We start from the raw sequence: 19,106 nt of genomic DNA on the forward strand, positions 1-19,106 counted from the left end.
CTTATCAGCCTGCCGGGGGCGTGAAGATCGCCCCCAGCTGGTCACGGCTTTGCGCCATGCCCACGTTCTCGCGCAGGCCCTGGCGCAGAAACTCCACCAGCTTCGACTGCAGGGCGATGGCCAGATCGGTTTCCGGGTCACCACCCGCCACGTAGGCACCCACACTGATCAGGTCACGGCTTTGCGACAGGCGCGACCACAGCTGCTTGAACTTTTGCGCCTGGCGCAAATGGTCTGCATCGACCACCTGAGGCATGACCCGACTGATCGAGGCTTCGATGTCGATAGCCGGGTAATGGCCTTCCTCGGCTAACCGCCGCGACAGCACGAAGTGGCCATCGAGCACACCACGCGCCGAGTCGGCAATCGGGTCCTGCTGGTCGTCACCCTCGGACAGCACAGTGTAGAACGCGGTGATCGAACCACCACCTGGCTCGCCGTTGCCGGCCCGCTCCACCAGCTTGGGCAGCTTGGCGAACACCGACGGCGGGTAACCCCGGGTGGCCGGCGGTTCGCCGATGGCGAGGGCAATTTCACGCTGGGCCTGGGCGAAACGAGTCAGCGAGTCCATCAGCAACAGCACGTTCTTGCCCTTGTCGCGGAAGTACTCGGCGATACGTGTACAGTACATGGCGGCGCGCAGGCGCATCAGCGGCGCATCGTCGGCTGGCGAAGCGACCACAACCGAGCGCTTGAGGCCTTCCTCACCAAGGATATGCTCGATGAATTCCTTGACCTCGCGGCCCCGCTCACCGATCAGGCCGACGACGATGATTTCGGCTTCGGTGAAGCGGGTCATCATGCCCAGCAACACCGACTTGCCCACGCCGGTACCGGCGAACAAGCCCAGGCGCTGGCCGCGACCGACGGTGAGCAGGCCATTGATGCTGCGGATACCCACATCCAGCGGCTTGCTGATGGGGTCGCGGTTCAACGGGTTGATCACCGGGCCGTCCATCGGCACCCAGTCCTCGGCCTTCATCCCGCCCTTGCCATCCAGCGCACGGCCGGCGCCGTCGAGCACCCGGCCGAGCATGCTCATGCCCATGGGCAGGCGGCCGCCGTCATCCAGCGGCACCACCCGGGCGCCGGGAGCGATGCCGACGATGCTGCCGACCGGCATGAGGAATACCTTGGGCCCGGCAAAACCCATGACTTCGGCTTCGACCTGCACCGGGTGATAACTGTCGTCGTTGATTACCAGGCAGCGGCTGCCGACTGCAGCGCGCAGGCCTTCGGCTTCCAGGGTGAGGCCAACCATGCGCAGCAGGCGGCCTTCGACGATGGGCTGGGCCGGCAGTTCGATGGCCTCGGCATAACTGCCCAGGCGTTTGCCGAAGCTGGTGCGTTCAAGGTGCATCCGGGGTATCCACCAGGCTGTCCAGATCAATGGACATATCCGCTGCCGCCGGGTGCAGCGAATGGTCGTGCAACTGATCGAACAGTTGCGCCACGGCTTTCTCGATGCGGGTTTCCATGGTCGCGTCGATGCGGCTGTGCGCGGTCTCGATACGGCAGCCGCCTGGTAGCAGCGCGCTGTCCTCGAGCAGCCGCCAGCTTTCCTCATGGCGCTCGCGCAGGGCCTTGGCCAGCTCGAAATCCTGCGGGTTGAGATGGATGCGGATATTGTCCGCGCCCATGGGCAGCAGCTTGAGCGCTTCGCGCAGTACCTGGGTGATCTGGCTGGAATCACTCCGCAGTTCGCGACCGATTACCTGGCGGGTCATGTGAGCAACCAGGTGGACCAGGGCCTTCTCGATCTGCGTGTCTTGCTCAGCGATCGGCTCCATCAGGTTGGTCATCAGCCGGTCGAGGCTTTCCAGCTTGGTCTTCAGGGCCTCTTCGGCTTCCTGGCGGACCTTGAGCTGGGTGCTATGGAAGCCCTCGCGCTCACCGGTGGCAAAGCCTTCGTTGTAGGCTTCCTGGCGGATGGCCTCGAGTTCTTCCAGGGTCAGTGGCTGGACTTCTTCCAGCGGCACTTCCTCGACTTCTTCCTCGACTACCTCGGGCTCCGGCTCCGGTTCGGGCTCAGGCTCGGGTTCCGGGTCGAAGCTGGGCAGCGCCCATACGTCCACGCCTTCGAGGTCGCGGGCGCGGATCAGGTCGCTGGGGTGATGTTCTTTGGTGGACATGTTTTCAGGTACTCAACGCATGTTCGACCAACGCGGGTCTCTGTGGGAGCGGGCATGCCCGCGAACACGGGCAACGCCCGTGCCATCCACCGCGGCGCCTGCTTCGCGGGCACGCCCGCTCCCACAAGGTCAACGGTGGGTTCACCATCAGTGTCAGATCATTTCCTCGGCACCCTTGCCGCCGAGCACGATCTCGCCGGCCTCGGCCATGCGGCGGGCGATGGTGAGGATTTCCTTCTGCGCCGTTTCCACGTCGCTGACCCGCACCGGCCCCTTGGCCTCCAGGTCGTCGCGCAACAGCTCCGAGGCACGTTTGGACATGTTCTTGAAGATCTTGTCCTTGACCCGCTCGTCGGCGCCCTTGAGCGATACCACCAGCACGTCGGACGAGACTTCGCGCAGCAGCGCCTGAATGCCACGGTCGTCGACATCGGCCAGGTTGTTGAAGACGAACATCAGGTCTTCGATCTGCTCCGACAGGTCGCTGTCGATCTCGCGGATCGCGTCCATCAGCGCACCTTCCACCGAGCTGTCGAGGAAGTTCATGATGTCGGCGGCGCGCTTGATGCCACCCAAGGTGGTACGTGCCGCGTTGGAATTGCCCGAGAACTGCTTCTCGAGGATCTGGTTCAGCTCCTTCAACGCCGCCGGTTGCACAGTGTTCAGCGACGACACGCGCAGGACGATGTCCAGGCGCACCTTGTGGTCGAAGTTGCTCAGCACTTCGCCGGCCTGGTCGGGGTCGAGGTAGGCGACCACGATGGCCTGGATCTGCGGGTGCTCGTAGCGGATCACATCGGCAACGGCGCGCGGCTCCATCCACTTGAGGCTGTCCAGGCCACTGGTGTTGCCACCGAGCAGGATGCGGTCGACCAGGCCGTTGGCCTTGTCCTCGCCCAGTGCCTGGTTGAGCATCTTGCGGATGTAGGCATCGGAGCCCACGCCCAGGCTGGTCTGGTCGCCGACGATTTCGACGAACTCGCTCATCACCTGCTCGACCTGGTCACGGTGCACATTGCCCATCTGGGCCATGGCCACACCCACCCGCTGTACTTCCTTTGGCCCCATGTGCCGCAGCACCTGGGCCGCGTCGGTCTCGCCCAAAGAAAGCAGGAGGATTGCCGCCTTGTCGACGCGGCTCAGCTTGGCGGTAACGGCTCGGTTGTCACTCATCGGCGTTGATCCACTCTTTCACGACCTGGGCAACGCGGCCCGGGTCTTCGGCCACCAGGCCTTTGATTGCGTTGAGCTGTGCCTCGTAACCCTCGCTGGGGCTAGGCAGCAGAATGCTTGTCGGGCCACCCAGAGTGACGCGGTCGTTGGCCAGTTCGCCATCCAGACCCATCATGCCGCCCAGCTCCATGTCGCTGTCCGGGGCAGCCTGCTTGCCGCCCCCTGTAATATTGTTCAGTACCGGCCGCAACACACCGAATACCAGTACCAGGATGAACACCACGCCCAGCACCTGCTTGACGATGTCCCAGAACCACGGCTGCTGGTAGAAGGCGATATCGGCGATCTCTTCGCCACGGTCGGCGGCGAACGGCACGTTGATCACCGTCACGCTGTCGCCACGGCTGGCATCGAAGCCGACCGCGTCCTGTACCAGGCGCGTGAAGCGTGCCAGGTCCTCGGCGCCCCAAGGCGCACGGGTGGTGTCGCCGGTGGCCGGGTCGATCTTGACCTGATCGTCCACCACTACCGCCACCGACAGGCGGGTCATGCGCCCCTGCTGCTGGCGGGTATGGCTGATGGAGCGGTCGAGCTCGAAGTTCTTGGTACTCTGCTGACGTTTATCCGACGGATACGGCGCAAGCATAGGCTGGCCGGTGGCCGGGTCCATGATCTGCTGACCATTGGCATCCACCAGCGGCTGGCCTGGCTGGATGGCAGCAGCCGGCGTGGCGGCGCCACCGGTTGTCTGCGGTGCCGATGCAGCGCCTGGCGGCTGGTTGCTCAGCGCGCCAGGCACACCTTGTGGGCCTTGGCTGCTGGCACGTTGTTCGTCGACCGATTGCTCGCTGCGCAGCGCCGGCTGGTCGGGGTTGAACTGCTCGGAGGTGGACTCGACCGCGCTGAAGTCCAGGTCGGCAGACACTTCGGCCTTGTAGCGGTCATTGCCCAGCACCGGCTGCAGGATGTTGTGTACCCGCTGGGTGAGCATGCTTTCTACCCGGCGGCTGTAGTCGAACTGCTTGCCTGCCTGGGTCAGGGCGGTGTCCTGGATCTGCTCGGACAGCAGGTTGCCCTTCTGGTCGACTACTGTGACCTGGGACTTGTCCAGTTCCGGCACGCTGGTGGCGACCAGGTTGACGATGGCCATCACCTGCCCTGCTTCCAGGGCACGGCCCGGGTACAGTTCGACCAGTACCGAGGCGCTGGGCTTGCGTTCGTCACGCACGAACACCGAGCTTTTCGGAATGGCCAGGTGCACGCGCGCGCCCTTGACGTTGTTCAGGCTGGACACGGTACGCGCCAGCTCGCCTTCCAGGCTGCGACGGTAACGGGTGGCTTCCATGAACTGGCTGGTGCCCAGGCCCTGCTCCTTGTCGAGCAACTCGAAGCCGACGTTGCCATCGCTCGGTGCCACGCCGGCGGCCGCCAGTTTCAGGCGCGCACGGGAGAGGTCGTCGGCCTTGACCAGCAGAGCACCGGAATTGGGCTCGACGTTGTAGGGGATGTCGGCGGCGGCCAGGGTATCCATGACCTGCTTGGTGTCCATGCCCGCCAGGCTGCCGTACAGCGGACGGTAATCGGGTTGTTGCGACCACAGCACCACGGCAAAGCCGATCGCCACGCTGGCGGCCAGGCCGACCAGAAGGCCGATCTGACGCAGCATGGGCATCTGCGCGATGTTTTCCAGAAACGCCATGCCGAACAGCGGCGGCTTGGCCGCGGGCGGGCCGCTTTTGGCAGGGGGGTTGTCGACGACTGCTTCAGCCATGGTTTACGTCCGTCCTCAAACCGGCATCTGCATGATGTCCTGGTACGCCTGGACCAGCTTGTTGCGTACCTGGGTCAGGGCCTGCATCGACACGCTGGCCTTTTGCGAAGCGATCATCACGTCGGTCAGGTCGACGCCACTCTTGCCGATCTCGAAGGCGTTGGCCAGCTGGGTCGAAGCCTGCTGCGTCTCATGCACCTTGCCGATAGCCTGGCCGAGCATGTCGGCAAAGGTACTTTGCCCGGGTGCCAACTCGGGGGCGGCGGCCACCTTTGGCAGCGACATGGCATCGGCCTGCATGGCCCGCATGTCCAGCATCAGACGATTGAATTCAACACCTTGGCTCATGACCCTTCTCTCTCCTGCGGCCGCATTTTTTTGACAGTGATGCGGCGAATAGCCAACCTAAAGCAACAAAGGTGCCAGCCTACAGGGTTCAGGCAACATAGCCCTGTGGGAGCGGGTTCACCCGCGAAGAATGCGACACGGTGTATGGCACCGGCTTCGCCGGTGTTCGCGGGTAAACCCGCTCCCACAAGGGGCGCACGCGCAGCAGGATGCGGTGTCAATCAGCCGAACAGGCTGGCCTCGACGTCAAACCCGGCATCGCGCATCTGCGCCAGCTTGTAGCGCAGGGTACGCGGGCTTATCCCCAGGCGTTCGGCGGCCTCTTTGCGGCGGCCGCGCTCAGCGCGCAGGGTGTCGATGATCATCTGGTACTCATGACGACGCATGTCATCGCCCAGCCCAACAGGCTCGGCTACCACCTCAGGTGATGGCTCGATGCCAGCCGACAATGGAATGGCGCCTGCCAGACAAAAATCCGCCGCCTCGATCACCCCGCCCTGCTGCAGGATCAGCGCCCGCTGCAGGGCGTTGTCCAGTTCGCGTACGTTGCCCGGCCAGGCATACGCCTGCAGGCAGGCTCGGGCCTGGGGCGACAGCTGCACCGGGGCGTGCTTCATCTTCGCCACGTGGCGTGCCAACAGGCGCTCGGCCAGTTGCAGGATGTCACCCGGGCGTTCGCGCAGCGGGCGCCAGGCCAGGGGGAACACCGACAGGCGGTAGTACAAGTCTTCACGGAAACGCCCGGCCGCCACTTCGCCAGCCAGGTCACGGTTGGTGGTGGCCAGCACGCGTATATCCAGGCTGATAGGCTTGCGCCCGCCCACCCGCTCCACCTCGCGCTCCTGCAGCACGCGCAGCAGCTTGGCCTGCAAGGCCATTGGCATTTCCGAGATTTCATCGAGCAGCAAGGTGCCACCTTCGGCCTGCTCGAACTTGCCGGCCTGGGCAGCGATGGCGCCGGTGAAGGCACCCTTCTCGTGGCCGAACAGGGTGGCCTCGAGCATGTTGTCGGGGATGGCAGCACAATTGATCGCCACGAAGGGCTGCGCCGCCCGCGGCGACTGCTGGTGAATGAAGCGCGCCAGCACTTCCTTGCCGGTACCGGATTCGCCGGAAATCAGCACGGTCGAGTCACTGCGCGCCACCCGCGTGGCCAGCTCCAGCAACTGTCGACTGGCCGGCTCGCAGGCCACCGGGCCTTCCTCTTCAGCCACGCGCCCGGCGGCATGCCGCTCGACCAGGCTGAGCAAGGCCTTGGGTTCGAATGGCTTGACCAGATAGTCGGCAGCCCCTTGGCGCATCGCCTCGACGGCACGCTCCACCGCGGCATGCGCGGTCATCAGCAGCACGGGCAGTTGCGGTTGCTGGCGGCGCAGCTGGGCCAGCAGTTGGTGCCCATCCATGCCAGGCATGTTCACATCGCTGACTACCAGGCTGAAGGCCTCCTCCAGTACTGCTTCCAGCGCTTCTTCGGCACTGCCCACCGCCTGGTAGGCGAAGCCGCCGATTTCCAGGGTATCGCCCAGCGCCTGGCGCAATACGCGGTCGTCCTCGACCAGCAGCACCTTGATCGCCATTACATGCCCTCCGCCAGTTGCCCGTCGATCAACGGCAGCTCCACCCGCACACAGGTACCACGGCTAACCTTCGAGCGCAGGCGCAGCGTACCCTGGTGCGCGCGCACCACGGCCTTGACCACGGCCAGGCCCAAGCCGGTACCGGTAGCCTTGGTGGTCAGGAACGGCTCGCCCAGGCGGCCGAGCAGGTCGCCATCGATACCACTGCCGGCATCGCTTACACACAGATGCAGGCTGCGCTCGCGGCGGAACAGGTGCACCTTCAGTCGCGCCGGGCCGTCGCTGGCTTGCAGCGCATTTTCGATCAGGTTGAGCAATGCACCAACCAGGGTGTCGCGGTTGCACAGCAGCTCACCCAGGTGGCTGTCGCACTGCCAGCGCACGGCGTGCCCTTGCACATGCGCCTGGGCAGCCTGCTGCAGGGCCTGGAACAAGGCTTTTGGCGTGACTCGATCATTCAGCGGCAGCTCGCCACGGGCGAATACCAGCATGTCGCGCACCTGGTGTTCCAGCTCGTGCAGGCGCTCCTTCAGGGTGCCGGCAAAGCGCTGGCGGGTTTCCGCGCCCAGCTCTTGCTCGGGATCAGCCAGGTGACTGGCGTAGAGCATCGCCGCCGACAGTGGCGTGCGGATCTGGTGCGCCAGCGAGGCGACCATGCGCCCCAGCGAAGACAGGCGCTCGTGGCGGGCCAGCTGGTCTTGCAGGCGACGGGTTTCGGTCAGGTCGTTGAGCAACACCAACTGGCCAGGCTCGGCATCCAGCGAACGGGTGGCGATGGACAGGCGACGGCCGTCGCGCAGCGAGACTTCGTGGCCGTCATCCTTGCGCGGGGCAAAGCTGCGGGCAATCACCTGGCGCCACAACTGGCCGACCAGCGGCTCGCCGAGCAGCTCGCAGGCGGCCGGGTTGGCCTCGCGCACCAGGCCCTGACCATCGATCACGATCACCCCGCCAGGCAGCAGGTCCAACAGGTTCTGCAGGCGGTTGGCCAGGCGTTCCTTTTCGCTCAGTTCATCGATGCGCTGGGCGCTGACCACCGCCAGCTCGCCCTTGAGTTCGCTGACCCGGGCTTCGAGCAGGCTGTAGGACTGGCTCAGTTGGCTGGACACCTGGTTGAACAGGGCGAAGGCTTGTTCGACACCCTGGCGGCTGTCCTGCTCGACCGGGGTTTGCCCCTGCGGATCGGGGGCTAGGGATACGTGGGCGGCCTGGGGCATCTTGCTCTCTCGCGTGGCTGACCGTCATAAAAACGGTGTGTTGCCAGCGGTGTAGCAATAGCCGTGCCGGAGATGGGGTTTAATGCAGGGCTTGAGATTTGTGGTGGGGCGCAAATCGAGCGCCGCCCGCGCGGCGCTTCGCGGGACAAGCCCGCTCCCACATTTGTTGCAACGTGCCGAACCTGTCAGGCCATGGTTGTCAGCCTTGGTGGGATGGCTGTATTTCTGGGTTGGCACTACTGCCGCTCCACTTGTCTCAAGCCTTGCACCAAGGCTGGCAACGCCTCTCCCACAGGCATGGCCACGTTGCAACAAATGTGGGAGCGGGCTTGTCCCGCGAAGCGCCGCGCGGACGGCGCTCACCGCGTCCAGATGACTCAGACCCATACGGCGTCCCAATGTGGATAATCACCGACCCTGCTTGCCAACCCCGCCCGCAATGGGTTGCAAATTACATATTTCGCCACCCTGCGAATGTCTTCCTCTCGCCGAATGGCATGGTCCTGATAGCCCGCTTGCCACACTTTTCGCGCCTCATTCCTCGGTGATACAACGCATGACTGCTGCGCGACTTAAATCGTCGCATCAAGCTACATAATGTCGAGTCGTTCAGCTGAATCAACCAATGGAGATGGTCCGGCATCACAACCCAGGCCAATGACTGACACGCACCTTCGCGCTCAGCCTGCCGAAGTTGCTGAATCACCGCTCGGGCCAGCCAAAAATCCGTGAAGATTCGCTTTCGATTATTCGTTACGGTTGTTAACAGATACATGCCGCCGGGCATGGAGAAGCGGCCACGGCGCAAGAGATGGGATTGAGCACGCTCCATGTGGTTTCCTCGCACAAAGGTTCAGGAAACATAGGCGCATGCGACGGATTGGAGCACTGAAAAGTATTGCGGGATGTGGGGTGGGTGGGGTGCGTATTCGCCTTGACACTTTCTGCGCCGGTGAGATCGAGCGCCGCCCGCGCGGCGCTTCGCGGGTATTCGCCTTGACACTTTCTGCGCCTGTGAGACCGAGCGCCGCCCGCGCGGCGCTTCGCGGGACAAGCCCGCTCCCACATTTGTTGCAACGTGGCCATGCCGGTGGGAGAGGCGTTGCCCGCTTTGGCGGAGTGTTTGGGACCTGCGAGGCGGCGGTAGCGCCAGCCGGGAAACCGCGTCAAGGCAACAAGGCTGACAACCATGGCCTGATAGGTTCGGCACGTTGCAACAAATGTGGGAGCGGGCTTGCCCCGCGAAGCGCCGCGCGGGCGGCGCTCGATCTAACAGGCACCATCAACGCCAAGCCGAACACCCCGCCCCAACCGTCAATCCTCCGCCTGTTCCTCCCCACCTTGGCGGCTCATGCCGTACTTGCGCATCTTCTCGACCAGGGTGGTACGACGAATGCGCAAACGTTCAGCCGCGCGCGCAACGATACCGTTGGCATCGTCCAGCGCCTGCTGGATCAGGCCCTGCTCCAGGCTACCCAGGTAGTCCTTCAGGTCCAGGCCTTCAGGTGGCAGCATGGCGTGGTTGCTGAAGTTCGGCGTATGGCCGTTGATTGCGACGCGCTCTTCCAGGTCGCTGCGCAGGCTGTCGACCATCTGCTCATCTTCGTCATCGACGTAACGGAATTTCTTCGGCAGCTCGGACACGCCAATCACCCCGTACGGGTGCATGATCGCCATGCGCTCGACCAGGTTGGCCAGCTCGCGAACGTTGCCCGGCCAGCCGTGGCGACACAGCGACATGATCGACGCGGAGTTGAAGCGGATGGACCCGCGCTTCTCGTGCTCCATGCGCGAGATCAGCTCATTCATCAGCAGCGGGATGTCTTCCACCCGCTCACGCAGCGGCGCCATCTCGATGGGGAACACGTTCAGGCGGTAGTACAAGTCTTCGCGGAACGTACCCTCCTCGATCATGGTCTCGAGGTTCTTGTGGGTCGCGGCGATGATGCGCACGTCGATGCTCTGGGTCTTGTTGCTGCCCACGCGCTCGAAGGTACGCTCCTGCAACACACGCAGCAGCTTGACCTGCATCGGCAGCGGCATGTCGCCGATTTCGTCGAGGAACAGGGTGCCGCCGTTGGCCAGTTCGAAACGCCCGGCACGACTGGTGATGGCACCGGTGAAGGCGCCCTTCTCGTGGCCGAACAGTTCGCTTTCCAACAGCTCGGCCGGAATAGCGCCGCAGTTCACCGGCACGAACGGCGCTTCGCGGCGCTTGGAATGGTAGTGCAGGTTACGCGCCACCACTTCCTTGCCGGTGCCGGACTCACCCAGGATCAGCACACTGGCGTCAGTATCAGCCACCTGCTGCATCATCTGCCGCACATGCTGGATGGCACGGCTGGTGCCAACCAGGCTGCGGAACAGGTTGGGCTCGCGCTGGCGGCCGCGCTCGCGCGCCTGGTCGTACATCTCGCGGTAGACCTGGGCACGGTGCAGCGAATCCAGCAGCTGGCTATAGCTTGGCGGCACTTCCAGGTTGGAAAGCACCCGGCGGCGAAGGTCTTCCGGGAACTCCGCAGAAGAAATTTCACCTAAAAGCAGCACCGGAAGGAACTCATCCCACGCAGCCACTGTCTTAACGAGCCCAAGGAGGTTGCCCGGAGCGTTCACGGCACCGATGAGCACGCACAGCACTTCGCGACTCGAAGACAATGGCTCGACCATTTGCTGCCAGTCCTGACTGGAGCAAGCGAGGTTTTCTTCGCCGAGAAAGTTCAGCACCACCGCCAAGTCGCGGCGACGCGCGCTGTCGTCGTCGATCAGCAGAATCTTGGTTTCACGCCACATGCAATAGCAACTTCCCTAGTCAATTCTCGGCGCCAAAAGGGCGTATTTACCTCAAAGCCGACCGGTTGGTCATGTTCTGATGCCGGAAATGGATAAATAGACACTAGTTAAGTCGAAAATCTGTAAAAGTCAATTTTATGGCGCCCGAAAGAGGCGTTTCGAGTTAACTGAACAGATGGTATACCGAAGCGCTGCTCTTTGCTTAGTCAAACGGGTTCATTTCATCATAAAAAAACGCAACTGACTCCACTTGGCGCCGGAGCATTGACTCTATCAGCTGACGAGCAGCTGAGAGTTGACGTATGGCAACACCATCCCCCCATGAACGCCTTCCTTACCTTGCTTAATACCCAGGTTCAACGGCGCGAGCCGGAGAATATGCTGTAAACCTTCGCCTGGCTAGTCGCTTTACGGTATTCGGACATTTCCCGGGCGATGGCCTGACGCGCCTCACTTACGTCCGCGACCAACGATCGATAGAGTTCCAGCAGGCCTTCGAGATCCTCGCGCACCTGATCACGGTCGATGCCAGACTCGCTCAGCACCGCCTCGACACAAGCCCGGCATTCGAGGTCCAACTCGGCGACCGCTTCCCAGTCTTCGCGGGCCAAGGCATCAGCCAGAGCTACGCGAGCGGCGCTGACTCGCTGGGCCATGCTCAGCTCAGCAAGCGCCGGCGTAGTGAAACCTGGCTCGTCGGCCGAGGGCTTCATGGTGCCTCCGCAGCTTGCTGAGCAATGCCATCCCAGCCCATCTTCAACTCCAGCAGCACCTTGGTCACCTCATCGAGGGCTTTGACGCTGTTGGAACGGTTAGCCTCGACCAGATGGCGGGTCATGAAATCGTACAAACGCGCATAGTCGATCGCCAAATCGCCACCCTGTTTGAAGTCCAACGCTTCGCGCAGGCCCGCGATGATGTCCAAAGCCTTGCTGATCAGTTTAGCCTTTTCGAACATTTCACCACGTTCCATGCAGCCGCGCGCCTGGGCGATACGGCTCAAGCCACCTTCCATCAGCAACTGGATCAAGCGGTGCGGAGATGCGTCGTGGATTTCTGACTGGGTGTTGACGTTGCGGTATTGGCGAAGCGCAGCCATACGATTCATTGTAGTGCCCCTGTGGAATTTTTTGGCGATGGTCGCCACTGAACATTGTATCGACATCGAGGGGGCTTTCTTTACCCCCTCGGAGTCAATGCCCGCGTTCAGTCGTCGGAGCTAGCATTGTTCAAGGCGTTCAGGGTGGTCATCACACTGTCGCTCGTAGCCGTTAGCTGCGCTACGAGGGTATCCATCGCGTTGTACTTGGCGTACATGGTCGCCTCGTATTTTTCAATGCGGCGATCGAGATTGGTCTGCTGCTTGCTCAGATTCGACAGGGTGTCGTTCAGCGAGTCGGTGCGCTGGTCCAGCAGGCCGTCGTCATCGGCATAGATATCCAACGACGTGGACATGCGGGTCAGCAGGCCATTGGTGCCGGTGAAGAAGCCCTCGACAGAGGCTGCGTTTTTTTCCAGCGCCGCTTCCAATTCGTCATCATCGATGGACAGCGTGCCATCGTTCTGGGTGGAGACGCCCAGCTGTGACAACAGCTTGATGGTGCCGCCGTCGCCGGAGTTACTGATCAGTTGGTTACGCAGACCGCTGACGATGTTACGTACGGTCGAGTCGCTGGTCAGCGCGGCCGCCGTGGTAGTGGCATTGCCGTCGTCATCGGTGCTGGAGGTCACGGTGGTCAAGGTCTTGATGGTGGACATCAAGGAGTTGTATGAGTCAACGAACGAGGTGATCGACTCTTTTAGGCCGTCAGTGTTGGTATCGACGGTGATGGTCGCCTTGCTGTCGTCTTCCAGCAGGGTGAACTCGACTCCACTGATGGCGGTGGTGATTTCGTTGGTGGAGCTCTTCATCGACAGGCCGTCGATGGTGTAGACCGCATCGGCAGCAGGGGCTACAACATAGCCGCCAGCAGTATCGGACGCCTGGGTGTTCACACCATCGATCTTCAGCGACTCAAGCGTGGTCGAACTGGTGCTGAGACTTATATCAGTACCTTCACCCGTGGTCGCGGAACTCAGCACTAGGCGCTGACCTTCGGAGTCAGAGATGATATTGGCAGTGATACCACTGTCTTTGAGCTGAGTATTGATGCTGTCCCGGATATCCGACAGGGTGGCACCGCTTGCGACCTTGATGGTCGTTGGCGAACCGGAGCCCTGGGTAATCGTGAACGTACCGGCTCCGAAAGTAGTACCGGTGGAAACATACTGCGTCGCGACCTTGGAGCTGGTGGCGATCGAAGTTGTCTTGATGACGTAAGTGCCTGAAGCCGCACCGGCGCCAACCTTGGCAGTGAGCGCTTCCTCATTGGACGATTTGGCGGTCATGCCGGTGAACGAGCTGTTCTCAGCCAAGTCTTCCATAGACTTTTGGAACTTCTCCAGCGCGCTTTTCAGCGTACCGATAGCCGACAGACTCGTAGTGGCCTTGGTCGTTGCCTTATCGATCTGGCTTTGCTTCGGCGCCTTTTGCGCCGAGACCAGGGCAGAGACGATCGAGTCGATGTCGATGCCGGACCCGACTCCGTTAACGGAAGTGCCCATTGCTCAGGCTCCCTATTAAAATTTGGCGCTTAGCGCTGCTCAGTGGCGGATTCATGACGTATGGCCCGTTGACATACAAGATCCGCGCCACTCCCTTAAGCCATGTCGTTGAACAACAATCCGTCGGCTTCTTTCAGACTCTGCGCCAACTTCAGCGCGACCTCCGACGGAATCTGCCGAATCACCTCACCCGTGTCGCTCGCCACGACCTTGACCACGGTTTGGCCTGAGCCTTCATCGATGGAAAAGTCGAGGTTGCGATGGGATGACTCAGACATCTTCTGCAGGCTTTCGACAGCCTGTGCCAGTGTCTGGATGACTGCTTCCGAAGCGCCCTTCTCAGCATCGTTCGCGACGGGAGTATCTGCTCGCCCTTGAGCGGAGCCGACCGAAGCCGCGCCGGCCAGATTGCCTGAGGCTGAATTCACATTGAGATTCATGTCCATGGATCACATCCCTCAAACCGGAAGCAAGAAAGGGCGCAAGGCGCCCTTTCTCATCTTTAGCCGTTAGGCCGGTATTACTGCAGCAGCTTCAGAACGGCGGAAGGCAGCTGGTTGGCCTGGGCCAGAACAGCGGTAGCGGCGGACTGCAGAGTCTGCTGCTTAGTCATCTCGGCAGTTTCGGCCGCGAAGTCGACGTCCTGGATGGTCGAGAGCGCAGCAGTGGCGCTTTCGGCGACGTTCTGCAGGTTGGAAATAGTGCTGTCCAGACGGTTCTGGATGGCACCCAGAGCCGAACGCTGGGTGTCGATTTGCTTCAGGGCGGCGTCGATGACCTGGGTGGACTGCTGGGCAGACGCAGCGTTGGAGATATTCAGATCCTGAACGGTGAAGGAAGTGGTATCTACTGAAGTAACAGCAGTAGTGGCTGTTGCAGAACCGATGGCGCTAACAGTTGCAATGTTGTCACCCGAGGTCAGTACGATCCCAGTACCATCTTCATCCAGTACGGCAGTCACGCCACTGACGTTGGTGTTGATCGCGCTAACAACATCCGAAATGCTCGAACCGGAGGCGATGACGATTTCCACATCACCGATAGTGATGTTCGCAGAGCTCATTACAGCACCGGTGCTTGCGATAACACCAGACATCGACAGCGTTGCCAACGAAGCATTGCCCTTGAGCGCTTTGGCGCCCATGTCGCTCAGGGTGAACGAAACGGTTTCGTTGGCGTTGGCGCCTACTTGGAAGGTCAAAGTACCAGAGTTACCGGCAGTGCCATCCAGCAGGTTGATACCGGAGTTACCGCCACCGAAGGTAGTGGTCTTGGAGATGCGGGTCAGCTCTGCGGTCAGGGATTTGAACTCTTGGTTCAGCGCGGTCTGGTCTTCGGAGCTGTTCGAGCCGTTGGCCGACTGCAGGGACAGTTCACGCATACGCTGCAGAATCGAGGTTGACTCCTGCAGCGCGCCTTCAGCAGCGGTAGCGATGGAGTTAGCGTCCTGCGCGTTCTTGATTGCAACGTTCAAGCCGTTGGTCTGACTGGTCAGACGGTTGGAAATCTGCGAACCCGCTGCGTCGTCCTTGGCACTATTGATCCGCAGACCGGTAGACAGACGAGTCATCGAGGTGGTCAGCGAGTCGGACGCTTTGGTCAGGTTCTTTTGAACCGACAGGGAGGCAATGTTGGTGTTGACGGTAAGAGCCATGACAATTTCCTTGCAGTAGGCCGAATGGATGTTAAGGGTTCTCCGGCGGGATGGCTGCTCACCGCAGCGGGTTGCCACACAGAACCTTCGTAATGGTTATCGTCGTCATGGCCAATGGCTTTAGTTTTTTTTTGCCTTTTTAGAAAAACCCAACCTCATCCACAGGTTAACCAACCGCCTGCGTGGCCCCTTTCTTGCTTTGACACCTCTGCGCAGTCAAAACAATGCCACCCATTTGCAAGGTACTAAGGTCCTCCATGCACAGCCACTCCGATCAAGCCGAGATCCAGCGAATCGGCCAAGCCCTGCAGCAAGCCGAAAAAAACCGGAATGTCGATGCACAGATCCGGCTGTACAGAAAGCTGCGGCGGATCACGCCGAATGTACCCCTAGTCGCAGCCCAGCTCGCTCACTTGCTTTTCCAGCAAGGGGTGGATGATGAGGCACATCAGCACGCGATTGACGCGCTTGCGCAAGCTCCGCAGGTTAAGGTCGACAGCATGCTGTTTCCTCACTTTTATGTGCGTGAGCGGTATAAAACCAACCTGACCCAAGCCAAAGAGTGGTACCTTAAAGAGCCAAACCTCCTGAGATTCAAGCTTTACCACCAGGCCCTCACTTACGCAGGCAGTTCGCACGCCGATATGGAGGCGATGCTTCACGGCGCGCTCGAGCGATTTACCCAGGCCGATGAGCAGTCCCAAGTACTTTCTCTGCTGGGTCAGGCCTACTATGCCCAAGGCCGCTTCCACGACACCATCGCCTGCTATCAACTCGGGCTGCAAATGACGCCGAAGCATCGCAGTCAACTGCTGAACATGGCTGTCGCTCTAGAGCAGGTCGGTCGCTACAGCGAATCCCTGGAATACTATAAGCAACTGTTGGCGATGGAGCCTGATCATGCGGGCGTACATAACAACATCGCGATTACCCTGCTGAAGCTGGGTCAATTCGAAGCTGGTTGGGAACACTATGAGTGGCGCTGGAAAGCTGCACGAGCCGATCTGTATCATCAGTTCAATATCCCACGCTGGGCAGGAGAGCCACTGCAGGGCAAAACGCTGCTCGTATGGGGAGAGCAAGGGATCGGTGACCACATCATGTTCGCTAGCACTCTTAACGAACTACAGCATAGAGTTGGCAATCCCGAGCAGCTTCATTATGAAATCTACGCGCGCCTAGATACACTCTTCCAAAGAAGTTTCCCGAACGTAAACTTCATCCGAAGCGAAGAGCACGGGGAACTGGAAATCGGCGGCAAGAAATTATTCAAACAGAGCTGGCCGCGCAGCGATCTCCAGATTCCAGCGGGTAGTTTGATGGGCATTTTCCGCCCAAGCCTGGAGAGCTTCCCAAAACAGGCGAGCTTCTTGAAGGCCGACCCCGAGCAAACCCAGGCAGTACGCAGCCAATACCAATCGCTTTTCCCAGGCAAACGACTAATCGGCGTTTCTTGGCGTGGCGGTCGAACGGTCAATACCGAAATGCAAACCCGCCTGGTGGGATTCGAAGCCTTGCAACAGCTTGCCGCCTGCACCGGGGTGCAACTTATCGATCTGCAATATGACAGTACCCCGGAGGAATTGGCTCGAGCTGCCGAACTGGGGGTTCCAATGTTCCATGATGACAACGTGGACGCTCGTTTAGACATGGACCCACAAGCCTCGCAGATCAGCGCACTCGACGCCGTGATCAGCATCGACAATACCACGATCCACCTCGCAGGCGCCCTGGGCGTACCCACCTATGTTCTGGTGCCGTTGAATCCGAACTGGCGCTGGGGGTTAGAGGAAGGACAAAGCCATTGGTACCCGAGCGTGCAGGTCTTCCGTAACCGCGCACTTGGTGATTGGCGAGAGCCAGTGGCGCGAGTCATAACTGCTCTCGAATCCGATGGCCTTATCCCCAATCAGGCACATTCGCAAGGAGGTCTCGCATGAAGTGCTGCGTTGTCATTCCGGTTGGACCGGGACATCAAGAAATCTGCAAGCGTGCCATCTATTCTGTCGAGCAGGCCATTGCCAAAGGCATTGGTCCATTCCAAGAAGTGGTCATGCACATCCAGGATGACACCCTCGGCCAAGGCCGCTCCAGAGCACGCAATCTCGCCGTCCAGAGCGTGGCTAACAGTGATGCAGAATGGATTTTCTTCTTGGACGCCGATGACTTGATGGCCCCAGATGCTTTCTTACAAGTCGAAGGCGTTATCGATGACCACGACGGAATTTGGGGGTCGATTACCGTTGCCGAACCGATCAGCGGCGAAACGACTCGTCGCGAAAGCGAGATCAGCCCGATCACCAGCTTTGATCAGATCCTGCTGAATCACCCTTACAATACTCTGCAATTTGGCCATTTCGTGCGCACTGCGGTTGCCGCTAACGAACCGTTCGATACCGATATGGACTGCGGCGAAGACGTCGACTACTACCTAAGGGTATGGAGTCGCTACCGCTGCATCAAGCTCACCGAGCCGCTGTTTTACAATGTTCGCGGCCAGCACTCCACTGGACCACGCTCGGCTACAGGCCAACAATGGAACAACGCAATTCCACAGGTGTTTAACGCATTCTGCGCCGCAAATGAAGTCGTGGCCGCCGTTCCATTCGCCGGTAAGACAGTAAGGTTTCGCCTGAGTAATACGCTGGATAGCTTACAAAACTTTTTGGCTCGGGAGCACTTCTTTGAGGTCAAAGAGATGACGGAAACCTTGTTGGTCCTGCCGAAGCAGGCGAGAGTTTTTGACGTCGGAAGCAATATTGGCAACCACGCTCTCTTTTTCAGCATGATTGGCGAGGCAGCCCATGTGCGCTGCTTCGAACCTGCGCAAATCACAGCCGATTTGCTTGAAACCAATTTCAACCTTAACGAAATTCCGACTGACCGTTACAGCATTGAACGCGTCGGCATAGGCGCTCAACCAGGTCGAGCACGCTTCGACCGACTAGACCCCAGCAACTTAGAGGCCACTAGCCTGACGCCTGACAGTAACGGCCATCTCGAGATCGATACACTAGATAATCGCTACCCCGAGGCAGTAGTCGACTTGCTAAAGATAGATGTAGAGGGCATGGAACTAGATGTCCTGCGAGGCGCAACCGAACTTATCAAACGCAACCGACCTGTCCTGCTGGTAGAGGTGGCGAACGATAACAAAGGCCAATTCCTAGCCTGGATCACCAAGCATCAGTATCGGGTTCATCGAGCATTTGAGTTGGTTCACGCCTCGAACTACTTGCTGATGCCGCACACCCCTAGGGATGGGTTTTACGAACAAGGCGTGAGTGCCACTCGGGAATGGAAGCCCAAAGTCGGACTCGCTCCTCACCAAGCACCATGCGGTTGGTCGATTGGTGAGTTCCTCAACACGTATCTCGAACGCCGCCGGACACTGGAACTCCTGATCTCCGGCGACCACCTTGTCGCACTAGACTTGGCAAAGGGTTCCGCTCAAGCCCTACCCAATGGGACGCAGGACTTCGGTCGACGCTTCGCCGGCAGCATCGCCTTGTTGGGCGAAGTGCTCGGCCAGATCACCGACGGTTTGCTGTCGAATATCCTGGACGGACTGGCAAAATCGACTCAGGAAATTATCCTTTTCGACCTTATGGACGCCCGCTGGGATCACGCCTTCAAGCTCAACCATCGCTACCGCGATGCCGAATGGTACATCTGTCAGTTGTCCCGCCGTGGCTATCGTCTACAGAACTACCACAAGCTGCCACACAAGGCAGCCTTGGGCGCAGGAGAACAGCTCGACAGCCGAATCACTCTGCTCCACTTCAAGAAAGGCTGAGATGCAAAAAGGCCGTGATCCTAGATCACGGCCTTTTTCTTGAG

At 60.4% G+C, this 19,106-nt stretch carries 15 protein-coding genes and 1 pseudogene; 2 read left to right on the forward strand and 14 right to left on the reverse strand.

The window, feature by feature from the left end; all coding sequences use genetic code 11:
* Positions 1-4 precede the first annotated feature (4 nt).
* From fliI to AB5975_01605, 14 genes and pseudogenes are all read right to left on the reverse strand, one after another.
* Complete coding sequence (gene fliI, locus AB5975_01540; protein XDR20673.1) at positions 5-1,360, reverse strand: flagellar protein export ATPase FliI; 1,356 nt, start codon at positions 1,358-1,360, stop codon at positions 5-7.
* Entirely contained in the window at positions 1,350-2,132 is a 783-nt protein-coding gene (fliH, locus tag AB5975_01545; protein ID XDR20674.1) for a flagellar assembly protein FliH, read from the reverse strand. The genes fliI and fliH overlap by 11 nt, the downstream gene beginning before the upstream one ends.
* 153 nt (positions 2,133-2,285) lie before the next feature.
* Positions 2,286-3,305: a flagellar motor switch protein FliG gene (fliG, locus tag AB5975_01550; protein ID XDR20675.1), complete on the reverse strand. Its 1,020-nt coding sequence runs from the start codon at positions 3,303-3,305 to the stop codon at positions 2,286-2,288.
* Complete coding sequence (fliF, locus tag AB5975_01555) at positions 3,298-5,076, reverse strand: flagellar basal-body MS-ring/collar protein FliF (GenBank protein ID XDR20676.1); 1,779 nt, start codon at positions 5,074-5,076, stop codon at positions 3,298-3,300. The genes fliG and fliF overlap by 8 nt, the downstream gene beginning before the upstream one ends.
* 15 nt (positions 5,077-5,091) lie before the next feature.
* Positions 5,092-5,424, reverse strand: coding sequence for a flagellar hook-basal body complex protein FliE (fliE, locus tag AB5975_01560; protein ID XDR20677.1), 333 nt, complete (start codon positions 5,422-5,424; stop codon positions 5,092-5,094).
* A gap of 221 nt (positions 5,425-5,645) precedes the next feature.
* Positions 5,646-7,001, reverse strand: a complete 1,356-nt coding sequence (locus AB5975_01565) for a sigma-54-dependent transcriptional regulator (GenBank protein XDR20678.1) — start codon at positions 6,999-7,001, stop codon at positions 5,646-5,648.
* The gene (locus AB5975_01570; protein ID XDR20679.1) at positions 7,001-8,218 is read right to left on the reverse strand and encodes a PAS domain-containing sensor histidine kinase; all 1,218 of its coding nucleotides are present in this window, start codon (positions 8,216-8,218) and stop codon (positions 7,001-7,003) included. Before AB5975_01570 ends, AB5975_01565 begins: the two co-directional genes overlap by 1 nt.
* 377 nt (positions 8,219-8,595) lie before the next feature.
* Positions 8,596-9,050 (reverse strand): annotated as a pseudogene (locus AB5975_01575) (transposase).
* A gap of 482 nt (positions 9,051-9,532) precedes the next feature.
* A complete protein-coding gene (fleQ, locus tag AB5975_01580; protein ID XDR20680.1) occupies positions 9,533-11,008 on the reverse strand; it encodes a transcriptional regulator FleQ in 1,476 nt (491 codons plus the stop codon).
* 356 nt (positions 11,009-11,364) lie between these two features.
* Positions 11,365-11,721, reverse strand: coding sequence for a flagellar protein FliT (locus AB5975_01585; protein XDR20681.1), 357 nt, complete (start codon positions 11,719-11,721; stop codon positions 11,365-11,367).
* Positions 11,718-12,116 carry a flagellar export chaperone FliS gene (gene fliS, locus AB5975_01590; GenBank protein XDR20682.1) on the reverse strand — a complete coding sequence of 133 codons (399 nt, stop codon included), beginning with the start codon at positions 12,114-12,116 and terminating at the stop codon, positions 11,718-11,720. The genes AB5975_01585 and fliS overlap by 4 nt, the downstream gene beginning before the upstream one ends.
* 98 nt (positions 12,117-12,214) lie before the next feature.
* Entirely contained in the window at positions 12,215-13,612 is a 1,398-nt protein-coding gene (gene fliD / locus AB5975_01595; protein XDR20683.1) for a flagellar filament capping protein FliD, read from the reverse strand.
* 95 nt (positions 13,613-13,707) lie between these two features.
* Positions 13,708-14,058: a flagellar protein FlaG gene (locus AB5975_01600; GenBank protein XDR20684.1), complete on the reverse strand. Its 351-nt coding sequence runs from the start codon at positions 14,056-14,058 to the stop codon at positions 13,708-13,710.
* A 74-nt stretch (positions 14,059-14,132) separates the two neighbouring features.
* Positions 14,133-15,266 (reverse strand): flagellin, encoded by a 1,134-nt coding sequence (locus tag AB5975_01605; protein XDR20685.1) that lies wholly within the window; start codon positions 15,264-15,266, stop codon positions 14,133-14,135.
* Between the two features lie 257 nt (positions 15,267-15,523).
* Here AB5975_01605 and AB5975_01610 point away from each other — a divergent pair, with 257 nt between their 5' ends.
* The gene (locus AB5975_01610; GenBank protein ID XDR20686.1) at positions 15,524-17,206 is read left to right on the forward strand and encodes a tetratricopeptide repeat-containing glycosyltransferase family protein; all 1,683 of its coding nucleotides are present in this window, start codon (positions 15,524-15,526) and stop codon (positions 17,204-17,206) included.
* Entirely contained in the window at positions 17,203-19,062 is a 1,860-nt protein-coding gene (locus tag AB5975_01615) for an FkbM family methyltransferase (GenBank protein ID XDR20687.1), read from the forward strand. The genes AB5975_01610 and AB5975_01615 overlap by 4 nt, the downstream gene beginning before the upstream one ends.
* The last annotated feature ends 44 nt before the right edge of the window (positions 19,063-19,106 follow it).

Origin of the sequence: Pseudomonas putida (assembly GCA_041071465.1) — a bacterium.
Taxonomy (GTDB): Bacteria; Pseudomonadota; Gammaproteobacteria; order Pseudomonadales; family Pseudomonadaceae; genus Aquipseudomonas; species Aquipseudomonas putida_P.